Genomic DNA, 20,032 nt, shown 5'->3' with positions numbered 1-20,032 from the left:
GATTCTGACCGGGGCGCCAGCGCGGCGCGGTCTTGGTCGCGAATCGGTGCCCCGATCGCGGTCGTCCGAGAAGTTTGCGCTTTCGCGGGCCTGCGTCGATTTTCACCGATCTCGTTCGACGTGGTAGTAAGGCCGCGAGCGGCGCAGCACCCGACGCGAACCGCGTCGGAGCACCCGAATACGAGGAACAGGTCAATGGCTGCCAAGAAAGCACGCGTAAAGGCGAAGACCGCTCGCCCAACCACCGTCGCCGCCTACCTGGCCTCGCTCACTCCGGAAAAGCGCGAGGTGATCGAAGAGGCCCGGGCCTTCGTCCGCAAACACCTCCCCAAAGGCTACGCCGAGTTCATGAACTGGGGCGTGATCAACTGGGGGATCCCGCTCGAGGAGTTCCCCGACACGTACAACGGGCAGCCGCTCTGCTACGTGGGCCTCGGCGCGCAGAAGAACTACAACTCGCTCTATCTGATGGGCGTGTACGCTTCGGATGGCAATTACACATCGCCGTTCTCGCAGAAGCTGCTCGTCGACGCGTTCAAGAAAGCCGGGAAGCGTCTCGACATGGGAAAGTGCTGTCTCCACTTCAAGGAGCTCGATGATCTCGAGCTCACCTCCGTCGCGAAGGTGATCGCGATGTCGACGCCAAAGGAATACCTCGCGTACTACAAGCGCGCGAAAGGACTCGACTGATCGCACGTGATCTAACCGAAACGCTCGCGGGGCGAGCGTCATCGACAGTCTTGTCAGGTGCAACCGTCGTTAGGCTGCTGGCGGGGAGGAGGTCGGCGGGCGCGCATTGTCCAGTGTCTGGAGCGGGCGCAGGCTCGACATCATCCGCGCAATGATCAGAGTGACGAGTACGAGACCAAACAGGCCCTGAGACGCCGCCACATATCTGAGCCATCCTTCCGGCAACGGATTGCCGAAGCTGATGGTCAATTGTGTCAGAACGCTGAAGTAGAGCGCATCCACCGGATTGCTTGGGCTCTTGTCCGCTCGAGCAAGCAACTGTAGGTGAGAGGCATAGATGACGCCGAAACACGCCATCAGCTCCAAGTACCCCAACAACGCGAGAAGAACCAGTCGAGGCGCCGACGCAACGCGACTGTCGTCGCGCCCTGTGACTTGGTCAAAGAGACTGGTGTTGAGCCCAGCGCGGAGTAGATCCACGATTCGGCTGATCGCGAGCCCCTGAGCAATCGCGATCGTCACGGCTGTGGGCCTGGAGATCGTGAGCGCGAGCGCTGTCGCCTCCAGAACCAACCATAGAATGACATATGCGTCGACGGCCACTGCGCGGCGATGTGTGGCGGCTGGGTCGATGGTCTCAGTCGCCGGGACGTCGCTGCGATCCCGCAAGTCGCGAAAGACAAACCGTAGGTAGCATTGAAGCGTCAACCACTTCAACAGCCACATCAGTCCCAGCGCCGCGGCTAGAATCGGAGTACGACGCTGGGCTTCTGGCATGCCCCGAAGGTATTGAGAGTTTTAGTAGCCTAACAGCTGAGTCAGGCCGCACCGACTACCGTCAGGACTGCGGGTCGAACCCGAAGACGCGCAACTCCTGATCGCAGCGACAGGCCTTTGCGATGCGCGCAGCCCATGCGACGACCTCCTCACGCGACGGCAGTTCGAGCACGGTGAAGTCGATCACGGCGTGCGCGTCGCGGCCCGCCGCCTCCAGCTCACCTTCGGGCACGACCATCGCCGCGCTGGGGAAGGAGATCAGATACTTGGCCATAGTTTTTTTGGGTAATGATGGCGGTCGTGATGCGGCGCGGTCGTCTTACTGGGGCGCTGCCACCCCAATCACCGCAGCCACGAGCTGCCAGCGATCTGCTCGGCGAACGTATGTGCGTCGATAGTCGACTTCAGACGGATGGCGGCCCTCCGAGCCTGTCGCGACTTGGTGCATGCGTTGGAGCAGTAACACGGTATCGCCGTAAACTTCAAGCGCTCTGTTCCGTGCGCGAAGCGTGTCGAACCGTAAGCGGCCTGCGCCGATTGCTGCGAGAAGCATTGGCTTCGTCGACCGCACACCACGATAGTTGATGCTGACGAGGTCGTCGGCGTACAGTCGCGCGATGGCCGCTGTATCCGCCCGAATGAGCGCGATCCCGAGGGAATCGTCGACGGCGCAAACGCGTTGACGGACGACATCGGCGTCGCATGGTGCGCTTGATCCGCGCTGGGCGTGGCTAGTGCGGACAACACCTACGCAGAGGAGAAACGCTGCGAGGCATCTGAGGCGGTGCGTAACGGACATTCTGGATGCGAGAGCCGTAAGAGACTATCGCGCTCCGACGTTTATTGGTGAGGCGCCGAGGCGCGAAGCGCCGCGAACATGCTGCCCGCAAGAACGATGAGTACGATGACAAGCATCGTTAGCGCGACACGCCGGCGCCGTTTCTGGTGCGCCAGCCACGCGGGCTCGTCGAGGTAGTAGAGCCCCTGACCAGCGTCACGGATGATCGTGCGCCGCTCCAGAACGTACCAAGCTAGCCTCGTATCGACACCAAGCTCGCTCACGGACTTCGCGCTCGCGGCGCTGAGCGCTCCAGCGCGACGGAAGTGGGCAACGAGATCCTTCTCTTTCGCGATGAGAACAGCAGCAGCAGCGGTGGCACCCATGAGCGCTCTCCAAGAGAAGGTGGCGGCGTGCCCGCCAATCTGGAGTACGCGCTATTCCGAGCGCAATGCTACCTGGACCAACGCGTGCTACCATCATTGTCCGCGAGCGGCGGCCCCCCGGTGCCACACCAGTGTGTGCGTCACTGCCGCACCCTCGTACAGCGCATTCGCGATGAGCACCAATGTGTCGGCATTGAGCGTATAGCGACGCTCGATCGAGCCTGCCTCGGACGCTCGAAGCGATGCAGTGACATGATGAGTTACGACTTGGCGCGCGGCATCGACCGAGTAGGTCCCGTAGTAGGCGGCGACGCTCGCTGCCACGTCTGCTGGGACGGTGCGGCCATCGGCTTGGTTCCGCCGCGCATCCATCAGCAGCGTGATCATGCGGCCATCCGCCCCATAGGTGATGCGTCCGACTGGCGCCGCGCCCCAAGGCTCGGTGACATGGCTATCGGGCCAGCGCGTTTTCACCGAGACGAGGTCCCAGACGCCAACGAGCGCACCGGAACTTTCGAGCGCGGTTCGAGTGGCACCGCTCGCTCGGCCACATCCCGCGGCGAACGAGAGTGCGCCGAGGAGAGCGATGACGAGCCCTCTGCGAGCGTGTGCTGCGATATGCTGCATCGGCATCGGTGACTCGCGCGTGGTGGTGAAACTCTATTGCTTTGCGTTCAGAAAGTCGTTGATCATCGGGACGAGGATGCGCATTTGGTTTATCAGCGCAACATGCGTTGTGCCAGGCAAGATGGCCAATCTCGATGCTGAGCGCGGCCCGAGGTCGCCAGAGACCCCGCCGCCCTTCAGGCTGAACATTTCCGAAATGTGCTCGAGTCGCACGCCGTCGGCGTCGCCGTTGATGAAGAAGATCGGGGCTTTGGTAGCCTTGAGTTTGTCGGCGCCAAAGTCGTACGGTTTCGGAGCCATCGCGACGAGATGCTTCACGAAGTTCGGGAATTCGTTCGGTGTCGGGCTCAGTTTCTTGTACTCCGTCTCGAGAGGAGAGCCTTTGAAGGCTTCCGCCGTGATCTTGCGAACGGCGTCGTTCTTTTCCTTGACCCAACCGTCGTAGCGAAACGCTGCTGACATGACAACAACTTTCCGGATTTTGTCCGGATGTTGGATCGCGCACTGCATCGCGACGGCGCCACCCAAGCTGTAACCGATGAGGTCCGCTCGTGGAATCTTGAGATAATCGAGGAGCGCCGCGACATCGTCGCCAAGCTTGTCATAGCTGAAATCGCGCGTGATGTCGGCCGTCCGCCCGTGGCCCTGCATCTCGATGGCGATCACCTTCCGCGTCTTGGAAAGTTCGTTGATCCAATTCGCTGCCCCGTCACCCCACGGGGCTATCCAGTTGTTGGTGATAGTCATGAACGAGCCGTGGATCAACACAACTGGATCGCCCTGACCGTGAATTTCGTAATACATCTTGAGTCCGTTGACGGGCGCATAACCCGTCGTAGGCTTTTGCTGCCCCGACACGACGTCCGATAGGAGCATTGTCATAAGCATCGAGAAGCAAATAGTTGTCGTCTTCGCATTTGAATTCCAATTTCTCGCCGGTCATTGCTCCGGTTCCGTCGTCAGCGACAACGTCGTGAGCAACTCTTCCAGGGCGTCCAACTGTGCCGTCGCTCCCTCGCGGAAGCCGAATTCGATCATCCGCTCCAACCGTTCCAGCGACTCGTTGTAAATCGAGATACTGACCTTTGTCCTTCCGTCATGCTCGCTGAAACTCAGGTCCCAATCGGAGCCCGGTAGTTCGGGGTTTTCATCCGCATCGGTAAATGCATTAAAGAACTTGAAATTGGTCTTCGGAGTGATGGACGTGTATTTCTGAACGGCCCATCGCTCGCCAACCTCGGGGACGACCATCGCATAGAAGCGACGCCCTCCGACCTTGAAGTCCATGTACTTCGTTCGCGATGTGCAGGGTTTTGGCGCCCACCACAGGTCGAGAATTTCCGGCTTTGTATATGCGTCCCACACCAACGAAAGGCCGGCCGCAAACTCTTTGCTGATGGAGACAGTCCTCGTCTCTTTGTTCACAGTGAAATCCATGGTCATTCCTCACTGATTTTTCTGGTGAGCCGAGGCTTCTTTTTCATGGCTACGAGTACTTCATCGAGTTGATCGAACCGCGCCTTCCAGATCTTTCGATATTGCTCCATCCATTTGTCGATCTCTTGCATTCGTTCGATCTCGAGCGAGTAGTAGATCTCCCGCCCCCTTTGCTCCAGGGTCACGACCTCGCACTCTGTGAGTATCCGCAGGTGCTTCGAGACGGCCTGTCGCGTGGTATCGAAATGCTCGGCGATCGCATTCGGCGTCATGGCGTGTACAGCGATGAGCGCGATGATCGCTCGCCTTGTTGGATCGGCGATGGCTTGAAAAACGTCTCTTCTGATCAAGTGGCCTCGGAATCTGCAACTACTTGGTTGCAAGTATATGCGCAACCGATCGGTGTCGCAAGTCTAGATCGAGGAGCGAGGCGAATCAGTCGCTAGCAGCTCTTTTGTGACCGCGGCGCCGACAGCGGCACTAGTGATCGCTGGGGCCGACTCAGTTCCTAGTTGGCAGCAGCCGGTTCGCGATCCGGTCCGCGATACCGGTTGCATCAGCCGAGTCGACGTTGGTGAGCACAATGATTGTCGCCTGCCGGTCGGGCAACCGAACGAACGCGGCACGCCTGCCCTCTGGCAAACCAAACGCTCGATAGCGCGTGACGCCGCGATACGTATCCGCCTGCCACCCCCGATTCACATCGAAGGTGCGGGCGAACTCCTCCGGGGTGACGGTTGGATTCGTCACGATACGCGCCGCCCGCAGCATCTCAGCCCACCGATAGAGCTCGTCGACACTCGACATCGTTCCGATGGCCGCTGATTCACCGCTCTTGTGCATGCCGATCCCGTTCAACACCGCCGGAAGGCAGCGCTCGCGTGGAATCGGCAGTTGACCACAGAAGCCGGTGAAGACATCTGCGATCGCACCCAGCGCAAACAGTGGCACGGTGGTCGTCGGCATGTACTTCGCTTGCGGACCGATGCCATATGATTTGTCGACAAAGACCTTGCCGCCCTGTGCAACGAGAACGGCGGCGCCAGCGCGCGCGCCGGTGCCTATCAGCGAATCAACGAACGCCTCGCTCACCGGTGAATCCGACGCCGCGCGGTGCAAGAGCCGCCGCTCAGCGAGGTTGAACCGGTCGCCGGGAAAGAGTGTGACGAACGGCTTGCCCGGATCATTCACTTCGTGCGATCCATAGACGAACGCCTTGCTCGCGCCTGCGATAGTCGCCGTGTCGCCTCGTACGATCCACGCCGTCCCTTCGTCCGCCGAGATGCCGAGCAATTTTGGATACTTCGGGATTATGGAGTCGGCGAGATCGCGCAACCGTTCGCGGGCGATCACATGCTGGTCGATGGCCACGCCGCGCAGGTACGCGAAGCCCTTCTCGTAGCCTGGGTAGTCCATGATGAAATTGTCATTGGACGGCGCACCGCGTACAAGAAAGTCGCCGAGGATCGTCGCACCGGCCGAACTGCCGCCGATGACGCCGCCGCGCGTCAACACGTCGCGAAATGCCTGCTCCGTGCGCGTGCCGGTGTATGCATCCACGAGGCGATAGTGTCGTCCGCCCTCGAACCAGACACCGCCGGCGTCTTTCAGGATCGCCACGAAGCTATCGCTGTCGGCTAGCCGGCGGTCGGTCGTGTGAAGCACGCGCACGTTGTGCGCGCCCATGATCCCCCAAATCGCGGCCGGCATACTCTGCGCGATCTCGCCTTCGGCGCTTGCGGTCGGCACGACGACGATCAAGGCATTCGGGCCGCCTGCCGCGTCGATGAACTGCGCGAACAGCTCGGGCGCCATGAAACCACCGCCAACGACGATCACCGTTCCGCGTGCCGGCCCAACTTTTGTCGGCGTGGATGCCGGTGAGATTTGTCCGAGCACCGGAGCAGGAAACGCTAACGACGCGACGAACACGACACCGAGAAATGCGCGCAAGGCTTCACCTCGACGGATCCGACAGCCGTGAATGTACGTGGCCTTAGCGCACGGTAGGCGGGCCACCTTGCCGACCGCTGGTGCCTAATGCCCGGAGTTTAGTTGCAGCGGCATGGTGCCGCTGGCGGCCGGCGCTGCGATGGGGCGCGTTTTTACTATCCACCACTCGACCCCAGCGAGCGTAAGTCCCCATCCCAGCCACAACGAGAGCACGAAGATCGAGACCGATGAAACGAGCGGCAGGATCAGCAGTATCAACACCGAATCAACGAGCCGAACGCTTGCGATCCCAGCCCCCAGTGCGAACACACGCAGCATCCATTCACGATGCAGGTCGACGCGCTGCGCGCGTATCGCCCAGTAGGCGCGTCCCGCGCCTCCGATGACAAGAAGCGCGACGATGGTCGCGATCACGCCTTCGGGCGCTCCAGCATAAGGCGACAGAATGCCGAATGGCACGCTCGCCGACACTGAAACGATCAGCAGGACCAGGAGTAGCCGACCGGACCATCGATGCACGGAGCGGTGCGAGTTCCGGAGGCGGCGCCAGAACTGGAGTGGTGCAAGCAGTAGGAAGAGCCCACCGGCTGCGACGTGCAGTCGAGTCAGCGATGGACGTTGCGCAAAGCGGTGATCGACCAGCAACATCCGCGCGCTATCGGCCGGCGACACCCGCACGCCAAGCGCGTCGAACACGCCGGTCGCTTGAACACGCGCGCCAGCATCTGCGACGTGAAGGCCACGATTGACGGCGGCGGTAACGCCGATGAGACAAAGCACCAACGCCGCGACCCATATGAGACGCTCGCGCAAATTTCTCCTCGTGGCTCAGCTAGTCCTAATGCCCGAGTCGCTCGTCAACCTCGACGACGCTGTGCGGCTCTCAATGCGGCGTGATCGATCGCGGAGATGGTGGACCTTGCGAGATCACGCCCGCCTGAAGCCGATCCCGCTCGGCAAGCAACTTGGTAGTAAACCGCTGGCCCTCGCCGAGTCGTTCGATTTCAATCGCGATGGCCTCCACGGCGTGCTCGATGCGCTCGAGGCGTGCATCCCGGTCCATCGTGTCCAATCGGACGGGCTGTTGCGGGCGAATCAGCCACCTGGTCCAGCCGTAGACGGCACCGCAGAACGCGATTGCGCCGGCGAGCGAACCCCCAATCATCACGGCGGCTTTAGCATCGATCATCGATTTCTCCCAATAGGGTGCCAGCTCACTACGTCGCGGATTCGGTACCGTTTCATGACGACGTCTGCGAGCTAACGCCCAAGTCAAGTCGCGAACGAGCCGAGAAAATTGGGATGCTGCGTCCCACACCGAGAGCGCCGCACGCTTACGCCTTGCAACGATTCGTTAGAGCGAACGCGCGCGCAACCACCCGCCAAACCCTGCCGCCGGCGCCATCAGCGCCAGCGCGGCAACCTGAGACCATACGGCGCCATGACCGAGCGTCGCGACTAGCGACACCGTCGCACCGACAGCGAGTACAGCGGCCATGACAACAGCATGGACGAGTGGCCTTCGCCCCGCGATCCAGCCTGCGATATAGCCACCGGCCATGGCAAACACGACGCCCGCGGCGCTCGTCGCTGCGATGAAGCCCACGGATGCAGGCGCGTGCGGATTGTGTCCCGAGACGCGGAACAACGCGAACGAGCAAATGGCGAAAACGACGTAGCCGAGGAGCACCGCGGCGACCGACCGAAGCAATGGGATCATGTGGAGACGAGCGCTCGGACCACGAAAGCCTCACGGCGGAAGGAAAAAGCGCGCATTCCTTAAATCGCTGGCGTGCGCGCCCACGCGGCGATGAGCGTCGGCAACACAAGACAGCACGCGCCGTCCATCGCCTCCGCCCGCATCCGCGCCTCGAGGGTATCGACCTGCACGTCTGCTGCGGTTGTCACACCAAAGCGCTCAAACATCGGGAGCAGGCTTCGGATCGTCTCGGTGATGTAGCGGTAGACGGGCGAGTCCGCCCCGCCCTCGACTCGACAGGCGCCAATCATCTCGGGAGTCGAAAAGCCGGCATCGCGGAAAGTGCTGTACAACTTCGAGCCCATGTCGGACTCTAACCCGGCACGGTCGTAGAGCGCGACAATCCAATCGATCGACTGCTGATACGCGGGAACAAGCGGGCGGCTCCGCGCATCGTGCATCGCCATTTCTTGAAACACGACGATTCCACCAGGACGTACAAGGCGCGCCAGCTTACGCACGGCGGCCGCCGGATCGGGCTGATACAGCAACACGAGGCGGCCGACGAGGGCGTCGAACTCGGAGCCCACTGCCTCGGGCACGACGGCGTCGATCTCGGCGACTTCGAAACGTGCGTTCGTGATTCCGGCCGCAGCCGCGCGCTGCTGGGCAGCGGCAATGGCCTGCGGCGAACGGTCGATGCCGACGACGGTGCCTGAGGGACCGACCAGTGCCGCCGCCAGCAGGGATACGTCGCCGGCCCCGCAGCCCACGTCGAGCACGCGCATGCCCGGGGCGAGTCCGGCGCGCCGGAAAGCGTCCTCAGTCAGATCGGCGTAGAAGGCCGCCTGCTCGGCGAGTCGCTGTAACTCCGCATCTGCGTGGCCAAGGACGTACACGCGGGCGTCGGGCGTGGACGTGTGCGACATGGTAGTCCCTTGATGTGAAGTCAAACCACGAACGTGCACGAATGCGTGTTGACGTCCAACGATGCTGAGCTGCAAAGGAGTCAAACAAACGTTGTGGCAAAGCCACAACAATTCAATAGATCGGTTGAAAGCTTCAGCGCTCGTTAGTTGCTTCCTGCCGCAGTTCAGCCAGATTCGTCTCGGCCATTATCTACGAGGAGCAAGGATGCGGAACTTTCCCGCGAGCATATCGCTGAGAGCCCTGTTGTTGGTGCTGATCCTGCTTCGCCCGAGCACCGCTCGGAGCCAAGCCGCCGACGCGAACGATCAGCAGGCATTCCGTGACTTCCTCACCCAGGCGAAGAACAACGGCGGCGGCGATCAGGAAAAGGTCACCGCATTCTACAGGACTACCGGAGCGTTCTGGCGCGCCCACTGGCTGGACTACTCGCACCATCCCGAGAATTACGCCGACGTGATGGCGCTCTATCGCGCGGGTCAGGCGCTCTACCCGCGCCCGCAAGCGGCGCGCGATCCTGAGCGCTACCGGAAAGACATCGATGCGTTCAAGGAGTTCGACTCCAAGAACGCGCCGCCCCAAAAAGCAGCGCTGTTCGTTGGCAGTTCGACAATCATGAAGTGGAAGACCGCGGAGGCATTTCCCACGCTCAGCGTGATCAATCGCGGATTCGGCGGGAGCGTGCTCGGCGACGTGCTCTATTTCTACAACGATGTGATCGGAAAATATCATCCGTCCGCGATCCTGCTCTACTGCGACAACGACGTTGCGAGTGGCGGCAATCCCGATCAGGCCTTCGAGAAGGTCATGCAGATCTACACCAAAGTGCGCTCGGACTTTCCGAAGGTGCCGTTCGCATTTCTGAGCATGAAGCATGCGCCCAACTCCGCCTTCGCGGACCCGGCGGAGCCGGGCGCGATCGACCGATTTAACGAGCTCGCCAAGGCGCAAGCCAAGAAAGATCCGAGCTTCAAATACTTCGACATGGACGCGCCGGTACTAGATGCAAACGGAAAGGTCCAGGGCGATTTGTTTCAGGACGGTGAGCACTTCAACGACAAAGGCTACGCGTTGATCAACCCACTCATGCAGAAATTCTTGATCTCACTGGGCGTGGGTCCGGCGCGTTAGCGTCGCCGCTCTCAGAACGGCGCCGGCTGCTCGATCACCAACCGCGCACCGTTCACCGGATGCACGAACGCCAACCGTTCCGCGTGCAACTGCATCCGTTCGCCTTCGCTCGGCGCATTGTGACCGTAGAGACGATCGCCGGCAATCGGCGCGTCGAGTCCCAGCGGGTGCGCCGAGTGGACGCGAAGTTGGTGCGAACGACCGGTGTGCGCAGTGAATCGTACGCGCGTACGTCCGTTCTCTCGCGCTAACACATGCCATTCGGTGTGGGCGGGTTTGCCGAACACCGGATCATGTATGTGCCGCGGTCGGTCATCCACGTCTACCCGCAACGGCAACGTGATGTGTCCGTGGTCAGCGGCAATGTCTCCGTTCAGCCACGCGACATAGTGCTTCTCGATTTCGCGCAACGAAAACAGTCGCTGGAGCGCCTTGGCCGTGTCGGCATGCTTTGCGATCAACAGCAGTCCCGAGGTATCGACATCAAGTCGATGCACGGCGAGCGGACCGGTTGCGTGCGGATAACGTTCGCGAAGTCGTGACACCACGCAATCGCTCAGCGCAGCGCTACGCCCAGGAACGGTGAGCAGCCCGCTCGGCTTGTTCACTACGAGCAAATGCTCATCTTCAAACACCGCGCGTGGCTCGGCCGAGTCAAGTGCCGCACTGCCGAACAGCGGCGGCGCCTCGACCGGCAATCCGTCGAGCATGTGCGTGAGAATGGGCAAACATTTTCCGCGACACGCCGCGTAGAACACAGCCTCGCGACGGTCGCCCGTTGCCGATGCAGCGCCCCACCAAAACTCCGCCAACGCGATCGGCCGCAGTCCGAGTCGATACGCATGTGCGAGTAACTTTGGCGCCGCACAATCGCCGGAGCCGGTCGGTGGCTCGCCGGGTGCAAACAATGATCGCAGTGAGCGCACCTCACCACGCGCATTAGCAAAGTGATACGCATCGTGAATTTGCGTCGTCAGCGCGCGCGAGCGGGAGGCACGCGTCGTGTCCAGCGCGCGCACAGCAGCGTCAACACGATGCACGTCCGCCGGGCTCGCACTATTGGACACACTTGCGAGCAGGGCGGCGCGTTGCGCGGTGAATTCCAACATTTCCGTTTCGGCTGGAATTCGCACCGCGTCGTAGGTATGCCGATCGAACGTTGGTGGCACCCAACCGTCGACGTCCCATGTTCCGTTCACCATTCCGGAAAAGCCGCGCAAATATCCGATCGTGCCGTCACGCGTAGCAACTACCAGCACACCGAACATTTTTCCGTTTCCCGCGTCACACAAACGCCACTGAGCCGCGACGTGCGACTGCAACGTTTCCATGAGCTCCATGGCCGCGCGGCGCGCGAGCGGGTGCATCGCAGCACGGTCAAACGGCGTTGGGAAAACCGTTGGACAGTCGCCGGCGCTTGGTTGCGGGACAAACTTGATCACGATGGCCTATCGATCTGCTAAAGCATGTGATCGTGAAACAACGACCACGAATTCCTACCCGTAGTCAGTTTCAACGACCGTACTGGCGCATGCAAGTGGACATTGCGTTGCGCGGCGGGAATACTCGCAGAGCGCGCCAGGTTCCGCTGTCAGCTTCAGCGTTCGCTAGCCGGCGCGAGCGAGATCGCGAGCTGTGAACTCTTGAATCACCGGTGACGCGCCATTGAAATCGCTGTATCGAATCCAAGTCGGCCGAACGCGGAAGTACGTCAGGTCAGACCAGGAGGCTCGCGAGGGGCCATCGGGCCAAACAGCGAAGTAGGCGGCTTTGAGTCGTTCGAATTCGGGCCCCGTTGGCTCGTCGGCGATTCCCTCGTATTGGACCGTGCGCTCATCGGCCGCCTCCCACCCGCCAAGGACGAACGCGACGCGGGGTCGTGCGCGAAGGTTGCTCACCTTGCGCGTTGTGGTCAGGGTATCGAAGACGAGCTCGAACGTGTCGGTTACGGCAATGCCAACGACCGCCGCTTGAGCAGTCGCGTCTGGCCCGCACGACGCTTGGACCGCCAGACGCTGCGACCGCAAGAACGTGAGTAACTCGGCGGGTGTCATACCGTCTGGCGAGAGTGGATTAGTCGTCGGCTAACGCCTTAGCAAAGCTGGACACGTCAAATATGAGGGCGCGCGTAGCGCGCACAATCGATAGCCCCTTTGACAGCTTCAGCGCTCCAGTTCGAGCTGCGCGGGCCAGCCGTGGGCGCCGTTGGCGACCCACTACGCTGGTCCGCGTCAGACTCTACCGCGCTGGGTGGGAGTGCCGGCGTCTAGTGACGGCAACCGCTGGTTATCGCGGTCGCCAGCCGCTCCGCGTCTGCTCGATTGAAGTCTCCGATTCGATAGTTATTGCCGATGATCGCGGCGGCAATGCGAGGCGTGCCCTGGATTTTCCCGTCGACAACAAGGGCCAGATTTCTGCCGACGTGCTGTTTGCTGAATTCATTAACGCGCTTCGCCGCATCATCGGTCACAGTGAAGTTGAGAACCCATTGATCCCCGGCCTGGGATGCCGTGGCGCCGGTGATGTCGCCGGTAGTCACCAGGGGAGTCCTAGACATCAGGATTTTCGTAGTGTCGTTGAGAGCGACGGTCTTGGTCGAATCCGTCTGCGTATCCGCGACCGCGCTCATCTCGATGGTGGGGCACGGCGCGCTTGACTCCTGTCGTGTGGAGCAAGCGAGACATAGACAGATCATCAGCGACAACAGAGTACGAACGATTACAAAGCGTGGCTTGCGGTCCATGCGTGGGTGCACGCAAGACCGCCTGCGAAATGACTCGTACATTGGGCGCTCCAGTCTGAGAGATCGGACATGAGAGATCACTGCCGCGACGTGTTCGCGGACAGTGCGATGCGCGGCACGCGAGTGCCGGCGATCGTTCAGTCTGACTTCAGGCCTGGAACGGAGGTGGTCTGGCGGCTTGGCCCGTCGTGCGCTCGTACGAGCACAACGACAGGGAATCGCGAGTCGGCGCCGGCGCGGACTGAACTCGGCGGACGTGCAGGCTCGCTTCAGATGCCAACAGCTGCGGCCGCGCAGCATCGACGTCCTTCCCTACGGGCGTCGCGGCCAGCAGCGCACTATGGTTCGCCGCTGCGATACCTGGGTGCGAGCCGCGATGGCGGTGCACCAGGATACCCGCGTGTCCGTTCGTGTTGCTCGGCAGAAGCAACAGGAACACCACGGCAAGCAGGCGCATCAGGGCACGAGAAGATGCCATCGACATGTCGCCGGTTGCGCGTTGACCAACTGCTCGAACGTACGTGGGTCAGTTCCGACGATCAAGCGCCAGCCAACGCCCGAGTTCAGCCGCAAAGGATGCAAGTAAGGGTGCGCACGGAGCGCGCCCACATCAATATGAACCTTTCGCTGCCGCTTCCGACTCCCTTATCAACATGGTCGGAGAAGAATTTGCCAGACACTGAGTTCGCAGATCGACGAGCCCTCGAGGATGAATGGATCGCGGTGCGGTGCCAGCTGGGCGAACGCGCTGCGTTCGACGAGCTGGTGCAACGCTGGCACGGACCGATCTGGCGATATGTGCGGAATCTCTCCGACGACGACGCCGCTGCCGAGGATATCGCTCAGGATATCTGGTTACGGGTGTTGCGCGGCATCGGTCGGCTCCGCGACCCTGCCAACCTCCGCGCCTGGCTCTTCGGGATTGCCCATCGGACGTGGATCGACGCGCTGCGGAGAAAGTATGCGTTCGTCGCCACCGACATCGAGGAGGTCGATCCGCATTCACTGGCCGATCCGATTGCGACAGATGAGGTCGAGCAAGATTTGGCCGCGATGGAACAAGGACTCGCTCGTCTGCCCGCCATCGAGCGCGAAGCGTTGACACTGTTTTACCTGCGCGAGCTGTCGCTCCAGGAGATCGCACAGGCGCTGAGCATACCCGTCGGTACTGTAAAATCACGACTGCATCGCGCTCGACGTTTGCTCCTGCGCGAACTCACTGGTAAAGGAGACAACTCATGATCGCGTTGCGTCAGCAGCAATACTCGCCGAACGGTTTGCTCGCCCTCGTGGACAGAGAACTCTCACGCGCGGCCCGCCTCGGACAAATAGCACTTTTACTCGCCTTCATCGTGATGGTTGGCATCATCGGACTGCTGGGCGTCGCGGCCCCTTCCCTGCCATCGCGGGTCCGCATCGTGTTCGCGGCGATCATCGCGATCGGAGCGTTTGGGACCGCTTCCGCACTCTGGGCGTTGAACACCCGGGGCGTCGTGCTCGCTCGACACCGCGTCCTCGGGTGTCGCGTGGCAGTTGCACTAGCCGCGGTGGTCATGGTCGGCGCGGCAAGCGTCGGATTTGTAAAAGGGATTTCGTCTGCGTTTGGCGTCGCGGCTTTTGGCGCGGTCTTGCTCTGCGGCGCGATTGCGCTGCTAAGACAGGAGAATCGGAAATTTTCTGCCTTGACCGCAAGGCGACGCGCGCTCGCGCAGCAGCTGCAGGTCGCCAGGTGATCTGAATCGGCGCGACGCGCCCACCGTGCAAAGGCGCCGGACGGTGTCGGTGTCCAACAGCCTCGGCGCGTGTTGAATTCGTGTTGCCTAAGAGGCGAATGCCAACCGCATTGACAGTTCCACAGCGCGGACGTGTTTGGTAATGCCACCGATCGAGATGTAGTCAACGCCGGTTTCTGCGACGCTGCGGACGGTCTCGAGCGTTACGCTACCCGATGCTTCGATTGTGACACGACGTCCTTTAGAGTTGTTTAACGCTACCGCGGCTTTCATGTCGGCCAGGCTGAATTCGTCGAGCATGATGATGTCCGGGTCTCCGCGCAACGCCTCCTCAAACTCGTCCATCGTTTCCACTTCCACGTCCACTTTGACTTTGCGTGAACCGGCTGCGCGGCGGGCCGCGGCTACTGCGGCCGTCAGAGAGCCGGCTGCAGCGATGTGGTTTTCCTTAATCAGCACCTGGTCGAAGAGCCCGATGCGGTAGTTTTGGCCACCGCCGCACACGACCGCGTATTTCTGCGCCGTCCGTAGTCCTGGGACCGTCTTTCGCGTATCCCAAATTGCGCAGCGGGTTCCCGCGATCGCATCTACAAAGCGGCGAGTGGCGGTCGCCGTTGCGGAAAGGAGTTGGAGGAAGTTGAGCGCAGTGCGCTCACCTGTGAGAACGGGCCGGGCCAGGCCTGCGATCTCAAACAGAGTTTGATTCGCAGTGACGCGGTCGCCGTCGTCGGCATGCCAGGTCAATTGGACAGCTGGATCCAACTGACGGAATAGCTCAGTCACCCAAGGGCGGCCGCACAAGGTCGCCTCCTCGCGAGTGATGACTTTACCTGTGACGCGTTGTGCGGCGGGGACGAGTTGAGCGGTGATATCACCGCCGCCGATGTCCTCAGCCAGAGCAGTTGTGACCTGCTGAGCGAGGTCGGATGGAAGCTGCAACATTTGACAGGGATTGCGATACGAGATGGTCGTGCTCTGCCTAGCGCCCGAGTTAAGCTGCGAGCGAATCAAATAAGAGCGCGGGTGCAGCCCGCGCAATCGCACGGCGGCGTGTGCATTGGCGCGGCGGCGTGTCGAGCCACCGGGATGCTAGGGCTTCGTGGTCGGCAAAGAGCCGATGAACTGGCGGACTTCGTCTAAGACCTGTGCCTTGTTCGATTGATAGATTTCGTGCGTCGCACCGGCGATGCGCACGACGTGCGCCGTCGCCACGCCCCGCTCGAACTCTCGCGCTTGGGCCTCCGGCGTCCAGTCGGGTGCTCGGCTGTCGAACGTGCGCGTCGTCCAATCTGCCTGTACTGCATAGATCGCGAGCACCGGGAGCGGCAGATCGAAATGCTTCGACGTGGATGTCAGCTCCTGCTGCTCGACGATCGAACACGGGCATTTCGGTAGCTCATCCGCCTGCAATTCTGTATCAAGTTTCTGACGCGCCGTATCGAGCCATGCGTTGGGATACGCGGCCTCGAGGTACACCAGGCCGGCGACACGCTTTGGATCGCGCGATCCCACAAAGCTGAGTTGCCCACCGGCCGCCGAATGGCCAATCAGCACGGGCTGACGCAGTCGAAGCGAGTCAAGAACCGCTAGCACGTCATTCCCTTTTCGGTCGAACGAATACCCACTGTCGGGCATGCTCGACCGTCCCGAGCCGCGACGTGTCACTCCGTACACGTGATAGTCGCGAGTGAGCCCCACGGCAAAGTCGTCGAATACATGTGCGGTGGCGTTCATGCCGTGAAGGAGCACCACGGGCCGGCCCGTGCCGCCCCAATCCAGTACTTCGAGTTGCACTCCCCGTTCGACCGTCACGTATCGCGTCTTGTGAGGCGACGTGTCGGGAGACGGCGCGTCGCCCCTGCAGCGAACCGTCAGCGGTATCTGTGATCCATTCTGTGTCCAAGCCCCGCGAATGACCGTGCCGCCGCTCATGAGCGCACCCGCGTACACGGCGTTCAGATCCTTGAACTCGATGACCAGTGAATCGCGGCGCATCGCAATCGACGTTGCATGGAGTGATCCCGCGTCGCCGATACGCCCATGCAGCGGCGTCCACTCTCCGTCCCGCCGTCGGATCTCGAGGCTGACCGTTCCGTCATGGGCAGCAGGAACGTCGTAGGCAACGCCGCGACATGTGAGATCCTGCGCCGACACTGTGGCGGCGGGTATCATCGCGAGGAGCCCGAACCACATAGCTACCTTCGTCATCAGGCGCTCCATTCACTCGTGATCCGGCGGCGACGTGGGACGCGTGTTTGACACGGGCGGTGCGCAAACGGTTTCCGATCGCACTGGCGGCGGCAAGACATAATCACGCGGGGCGCGCGCGAGCTCCGTGCCGGCGCGACGGAAATGCGAGGTAAGAAGCATGATCCGGCGGCTCGCCGCACGCGCCAATCCGCGCGAGAGGTGCAGCACTGATTGCCCGTGGCGGTCTAACGCCCGAGCTAAGCTGCAAAGCATTCTCATAAGAGTGCGGCCGCAGGCCGCACGATTCAATAGCGATGCTTTGACAGCTTCAGCGTTCGTTAGGCTTCCGGGGATCGAAGCTCGCTGCGGCTTCTCCGACAGCGACGATGCCGCTGAGAACCTTGTCGGAGTGCTGTGAGCTAATCAAGAAGCGTAGGGCTTGTCCGAACACGATGGCATTGAGCCGATCTCCGTTACCCGGCGCCAGAGGGTACACATGGTTGTCCGGCTCGGACGCGAGATCGTCCATCAGCAACGCAAACATCGGGCTGATTGGGAGGATCACCAGCCCTTCAACGAGATGTAGCCCACGGAGCGTTGGGTCTTGATGGCCGACAATGAATGGGTTGTCGGAGGTTGCAAACGTTGGGTCCTCCGCTTCGAGAAGCGTCCAACGCTTCCGAATGAGGCGTTCGGCCAAGGATCTTGCGTCTCTTTCGATAAAGTCGAGAAAGTTGCGCCGTAACTCGCTATCAACAGCGTCAGAAGCGGCCAAATCGCGCTCGACGTCTTCCACGGACCGCGGAGGGAACGCCGTATCAGGGTCATGTCCGCGGTTCGTTGCTTTCTCGCGTTGTAGTGTCTCCCACTCAACAACATTCGTCGCGTAAAGAAACCGCCGATCGGCTATCCGTTGGGGATTACGGAGGAACAGCGTGGCCACGAAGAGCGCGAGGATCTTGCGCGTCGCCTCATCGCTAAGGTCGGTATTCCCGGTGGCCAGTGCGCGCCAGATTGGCGCCACAGTGTCTTCGAGTCGCGTGAGTTTTGTATCGAGACGAAACGAGCGCGAACCGTCCTCACTAAGTGGCGAATACAGATACTGCTCGACTGCAACATTCAGAATCGAGGTGCAGAACGGTTCGCCATCGTCCTTGTGAAAGCACCAGACCTGCGGGTTCTCCTCGCTCGCGGTATCCGGTGTGGCGAAACCACGGAGGTATAGCCTCGGCACCCAGTGCTGTCGCTTGGTTCCTTCCATAGGGAGGGAGTCGTGGAAGCCTAACGCCGATTCGACGACCATATTATGCGACTTTGCGAACAAATTGGCCAATTAGTGCTGCTGCGTAACATGCGATCATTCATCGCACGCTTAACCCCCATCTCCCACAACGACATATCCTTCCACAACCTCAGCTCACGCCAATTCACGCATGTTATGCCGCAAGACCTCGCAGCATAACATGCGAAAACCGTCAAAATTCTTCTGAGCGTCGCCTAGCGGATAATCATCCGCCTCCCCGACGCGCGAGCCGGCCGGCAGAGCCCCCGAACCTAGCCCTTCGCCAGCTCGTCCCAGAGCGCAGCCATCGCCGCCATGCCCTTGAAGTAGTTCTCTTCACTCATCCACTCGTTCGGCGCATGCGCATTCTCGCCCGGCAGCCCGAATCCCACGAGCAATACCGGCGCATTGAGAATTCTCTGAAAATCGCCGACGACCGGGATCGACCCACCTTCACCGGTGATCACAGGCTCACGGTCGAACGCCGCCGCAAGCGCACGCCGCGCAGCGTCGAATAGCGGACCACCAATGTCCGCGCGCCACGGACGGCCACCGTGCAACGGCGTCACCGTCACCTTCACACCCGGCGGCGCAACTCGCTCCACGTGGGCGCGCATCAGCTTCTCGATCTCCTCCGGCGTCTGATTCGGCACGAGACGACAGCTCACCTTCGCCATCGCCTTCGCCGGAAGAACCGTCTTCGCGCCCTCGCCCGTATAGCCGCTGAGCAGACCGTTCACCTCACACGTCGGACGCATCCACAAACGCTCGAGCGTCGTGTACGACTTCTCACCGAACAGCGCCGGTGATCCCGTCTCGGCGCGGAAGTGCTCGTCGTCGAACGGCAGCTTTTCAATGTCCGTTCTGGCCTTGGCGCCCCAATCGAGAACATTGTCGTAGAAGCCCGGAATGGCGATGCGACCGTCGGCGTCATGCATCGTCGCCAGGATGCGGCCGAGTGCCATCGCCGGATTCATCACCGCGCCGCCGTACATGCCAGAGTGCAAATCGCCCGACGGACCCTGCACGTCGATCTGGAAGTACGCGAGTCCGCGCAGCGACGACAGAATCGACGGAAGACCCGGTGCAAACATCGACGAGTCGGAGATGATCACCGCATCGCAGTGCAGCATCTCCTTGTTCGCCTCGATGAACTCGGCCAGATTCTCGCTGCCGACTTCCTCCTCGCCCTCGGCGAGGACGATGACGTTTACCGGCAGCGTGCGACGCGCCGCGAGGTGCGCCTCGAGCGCTTTGATGTGGAGATAGAGCTGGCCTTTGTCGTCGACCGAACCACGCGCGAAGATTTTGCCGTCGCGCACCGTCGGCTCGAATGGCGGGCTGTCCCATAACTCGAGCGGCTCGGCGGGCTGAACGTCGTAGTGGCCGTAGACGAGAACCGTCTGCGCGCCGGGCGCGGCCTTACGCCACTCGCCCACGACGATCGGATGGCCCTTCGTTGGATGGATCGACGCCTCCATCCCGATGTTGTGCAGTGACTCAGCGACCCAACCAGCGGCGCGGGCCGTGTCCTGATTGTGCTCCGTGCGAGCGCTGACGCTCGGGATGCGGAGGAAGTCGAACAGCTCGTCGCGGGTGCGCGACTGATGCTTGGCGAGGTAGCTCTGGAGGTCGGTTGCGAGTGGCATCTGAAGAAGCTGAGTCAGGTGGCCGAGCCA

Annotated in this window: 25 protein-coding genes; 4 read left to right on the top strand and 21 right to left on the bottom strand. The window is 61.5% G+C overall.

Translation table 11 applies throughout. The features are described 5' to 3' along the window. The first annotated feature begins 195 nt into the window (after window positions 1-195). Complete coding sequence (locus AC6H4Z_RS03260; protein ID WP_497545308.1) at window positions 196-690, top strand: DUF1801 domain-containing protein; 495 nt, start codon at window positions 196-198, stop codon at window positions 688-690. A gap of 69 nt (window positions 691-759) precedes the next feature. Here AC6H4Z_RS03260 and AC6H4Z_RS03255 read toward each other — a convergent pair whose 3' ends face one another. From AC6H4Z_RS03255 to AC6H4Z_RS03195, 13 genes are all read right to left on the bottom strand, one after another. After that, window positions 760-1,467 (bottom strand): ion channel, encoded by a 708-nt coding sequence (locus AC6H4Z_RS03255; RefSeq protein ID WP_497545307.1) that lies wholly within the window; start codon window positions 1,465-1,467, stop codon window positions 760-762. Window positions 1,468-1,528: 61 nt separating this feature from the next. Next, window positions 1,529-1,741, bottom strand: coding sequence for a hypothetical protein (locus AC6H4Z_RS03250; RefSeq protein WP_497545306.1), 213 nt, complete (start codon window positions 1,739-1,741; stop codon window positions 1,529-1,531). Window positions 1,742-1,786: 45 nt separating this feature from the next. Next, window positions 1,787-2,266, bottom strand: coding sequence for a nuclear transport factor 2 family protein (locus tag AC6H4Z_RS03245; RefSeq protein ID WP_497545305.1), 480 nt, complete (start codon window positions 2,264-2,266; stop codon window positions 1,787-1,789). Between the two features lie 41 nt (window positions 2,267-2,307). Next, entirely contained in the window at window positions 2,308-2,631 is a 324-nt protein-coding gene (locus AC6H4Z_RS03240) for a hypothetical protein (protein ID WP_497545304.1), read from the bottom strand. 93 nt (window positions 2,632-2,724) lie between these two features. Beyond that, window positions 2,725-3,264: a lipocalin-like domain-containing protein gene (locus tag AC6H4Z_RS03235; RefSeq protein ID WP_497545303.1), complete on the bottom strand. Its 540-nt coding sequence runs from the start codon at window positions 3,262-3,264 to the stop codon at window positions 2,725-2,727. A 27-nt stretch (window positions 3,265-3,291) separates the two neighbouring features. Then, a complete protein-coding gene (locus AC6H4Z_RS03230; RefSeq protein ID WP_497545302.1) occupies window positions 3,292-4,134 on the bottom strand; it encodes an alpha/beta fold hydrolase in 843 nt (280 codons plus the stop codon). Window positions 4,135-4,197: 63 nt separating this feature from the next. Then, entirely contained in the window at window positions 4,198-4,701 is a 504-nt protein-coding gene (locus tag AC6H4Z_RS03225; protein ID WP_497545301.1) for an SRPBCC family protein, read from the bottom strand. Beyond that, entirely contained in the window at window positions 4,698-5,042 is a 345-nt protein-coding gene (locus AC6H4Z_RS03220; RefSeq protein WP_497547004.1) for an ArsR/SmtB family transcription factor, read from the bottom strand. The genes AC6H4Z_RS03225 and AC6H4Z_RS03220 overlap by 4 nt, the downstream gene beginning before the upstream one ends. A 154-nt stretch (window positions 5,043-5,196) precedes the next feature. Further along, window positions 5,197-6,648, bottom strand: coding sequence for a cyanophycinase (locus AC6H4Z_RS03215; RefSeq protein ID WP_497545300.1), 1,452 nt, complete (start codon window positions 6,646-6,648; stop codon window positions 5,197-5,199). An 84-nt stretch (window positions 6,649-6,732) separates the two neighbouring features. Next, complete coding sequence (locus AC6H4Z_RS03210; protein ID WP_497545299.1) at window positions 6,733-7,461, bottom strand: DUF2306 domain-containing protein; 729 nt, start codon at window positions 7,459-7,461, stop codon at window positions 6,733-6,735. Window positions 7,462-7,531: 70 nt separating this feature from the next. Then, on the bottom strand, window positions 7,532-7,837 hold the full coding sequence (locus tag AC6H4Z_RS03205; RefSeq protein ID WP_497545298.1) for a hypothetical protein: 306 nt from the start codon (window positions 7,835-7,837) through the stop codon (window positions 7,532-7,534). Between the two features lie 165 nt (window positions 7,838-8,002). Then, a complete protein-coding gene (locus AC6H4Z_RS03200) occupies window positions 8,003-8,368 on the bottom strand; it encodes a hypothetical protein (protein ID WP_497545297.1) in 366 nt (121 codons plus the stop codon). A gap of 59 nt (window positions 8,369-8,427) precedes the next feature. Beyond that, complete coding sequence (locus tag AC6H4Z_RS03195; protein ID WP_497545296.1) at window positions 8,428-9,276, bottom strand: class I SAM-dependent methyltransferase; 849 nt, start codon at window positions 9,274-9,276, stop codon at window positions 8,428-8,430. 205 nt (window positions 9,277-9,481) lie between these two features. Between AC6H4Z_RS03195 and AC6H4Z_RS03190 the strand changes: the two genes are divergently transcribed. Next, window positions 9,482-10,405, top strand: coding sequence for a GDSL-type esterase/lipase family protein (locus AC6H4Z_RS03190; RefSeq protein WP_497545295.1), 924 nt, complete (start codon window positions 9,482-9,484; stop codon window positions 10,403-10,405). An 11-nt stretch (window positions 10,406-10,416) separates the two neighbouring features. Here AC6H4Z_RS03190 and AC6H4Z_RS03185 read toward each other — a convergent pair whose 3' ends face one another. The 4 genes from AC6H4Z_RS03185 to AC6H4Z_RS03170 form a co-directional block, all read right to left on the bottom strand. Then, complete coding sequence (locus AC6H4Z_RS03185) at window positions 10,417-11,772, bottom strand: RluA family pseudouridine synthase (protein WP_497545294.1); 1,356 nt, start codon at window positions 11,770-11,772, stop codon at window positions 10,417-10,419. Between the two features lie 240 nt (window positions 11,773-12,012). Continuing rightward, the gene (locus AC6H4Z_RS03180; RefSeq protein ID WP_497545293.1) at window positions 12,013-12,459 is read right to left on the bottom strand and encodes a pyridoxamine 5'-phosphate oxidase family protein; all 447 of its coding nucleotides are present in this window, start codon (window positions 12,457-12,459) and stop codon (window positions 12,013-12,015) included. A gap of 212 nt (window positions 12,460-12,671) precedes the next feature. Continuing rightward, complete coding sequence (locus AC6H4Z_RS03175) at window positions 12,672-13,034, bottom strand: SecDF P1 head subdomain-containing protein (protein WP_497545292.1); 363 nt, start codon at window positions 13,032-13,034, stop codon at window positions 12,672-12,674. 262 nt (window positions 13,035-13,296) lie between these two features. Continuing rightward, a complete protein-coding gene (locus AC6H4Z_RS03170; protein ID WP_497545291.1) occupies window positions 13,297-13,626 on the bottom strand; it encodes a hypothetical protein in 330 nt (109 codons plus the stop codon). Window positions 13,627-13,817: 191 nt separating this feature from the next. Between AC6H4Z_RS03170 and AC6H4Z_RS03165 the strand changes: the two genes are divergently transcribed. Together AC6H4Z_RS03165 and AC6H4Z_RS03160 are read left to right on the top strand one after the other, a co-directional pair. Beyond that, window positions 13,818-14,390, top strand: a complete 573-nt coding sequence (locus AC6H4Z_RS03165; RefSeq protein ID WP_497545290.1) for an RNA polymerase sigma factor — start codon at window positions 13,818-13,820, stop codon at window positions 14,388-14,390. Further along, window positions 14,387-14,881 carry a hypothetical protein gene (locus AC6H4Z_RS03160; protein ID WP_497545289.1) on the top strand — a complete coding sequence of 165 codons (495 nt, stop codon included), beginning with the start codon at window positions 14,387-14,389 and terminating at the stop codon, window positions 14,879-14,881. Before AC6H4Z_RS03165 ends, AC6H4Z_RS03160 begins: the two co-directional genes overlap by 4 nt. An 87-nt stretch (window positions 14,882-14,968) precedes the next feature. Here the strand turns inward: AC6H4Z_RS03160 and nadC are convergent, their stop codons facing one another. The 4 genes from nadC to AC6H4Z_RS03140 all read right to left on the bottom strand — a co-directional run bounded on the left by nadC (window position 14,969) and on the right by AC6H4Z_RS03140 (window position 20,002). After that, complete coding sequence (nadC, locus tag AC6H4Z_RS03155; protein ID WP_497545288.1) at window positions 14,969-15,823, bottom strand: carboxylating nicotinate-nucleotide diphosphorylase; 855 nt, start codon at window positions 15,821-15,823, stop codon at window positions 14,969-14,971. 147 nt (window positions 15,824-15,970) lie between these two features. Further along, on the bottom strand, window positions 15,971-17,089 hold the full coding sequence (locus AC6H4Z_RS03150) for an alpha/beta fold hydrolase (protein WP_497545287.1): 1,119 nt from the start codon (window positions 17,087-17,089) through the stop codon (window positions 15,971-15,973). A 310-nt stretch (window positions 17,090-17,399) separates the two neighbouring features. Continuing rightward, window positions 17,400-18,332 carry a DUF4238 domain-containing protein gene (locus tag AC6H4Z_RS03145; RefSeq protein ID WP_497545286.1) on the bottom strand — a complete coding sequence of 311 codons (933 nt, stop codon included), beginning with the start codon at window positions 18,330-18,332 and terminating at the stop codon, window positions 17,400-17,402. Window positions 18,333-18,625: 293 nt separating this feature from the next. Further along, window positions 18,626-20,002 carry a dipeptidase gene (locus AC6H4Z_RS03140; RefSeq protein WP_497545285.1) on the bottom strand — a complete coding sequence of 459 codons (1,377 nt, stop codon included), beginning with the start codon at window positions 20,000-20,002 and terminating at the stop codon, window positions 18,626-18,628. Window positions 20,003-20,032: the final 30 nt, after the last annotated feature.

Source organism: Leucogemmata humicola, assembly GCF_055379415.1.
Note: the sequence above shows the minus strand (reverse complement) of the source record. Positions and strands in the feature narration are given on the sequence as shown.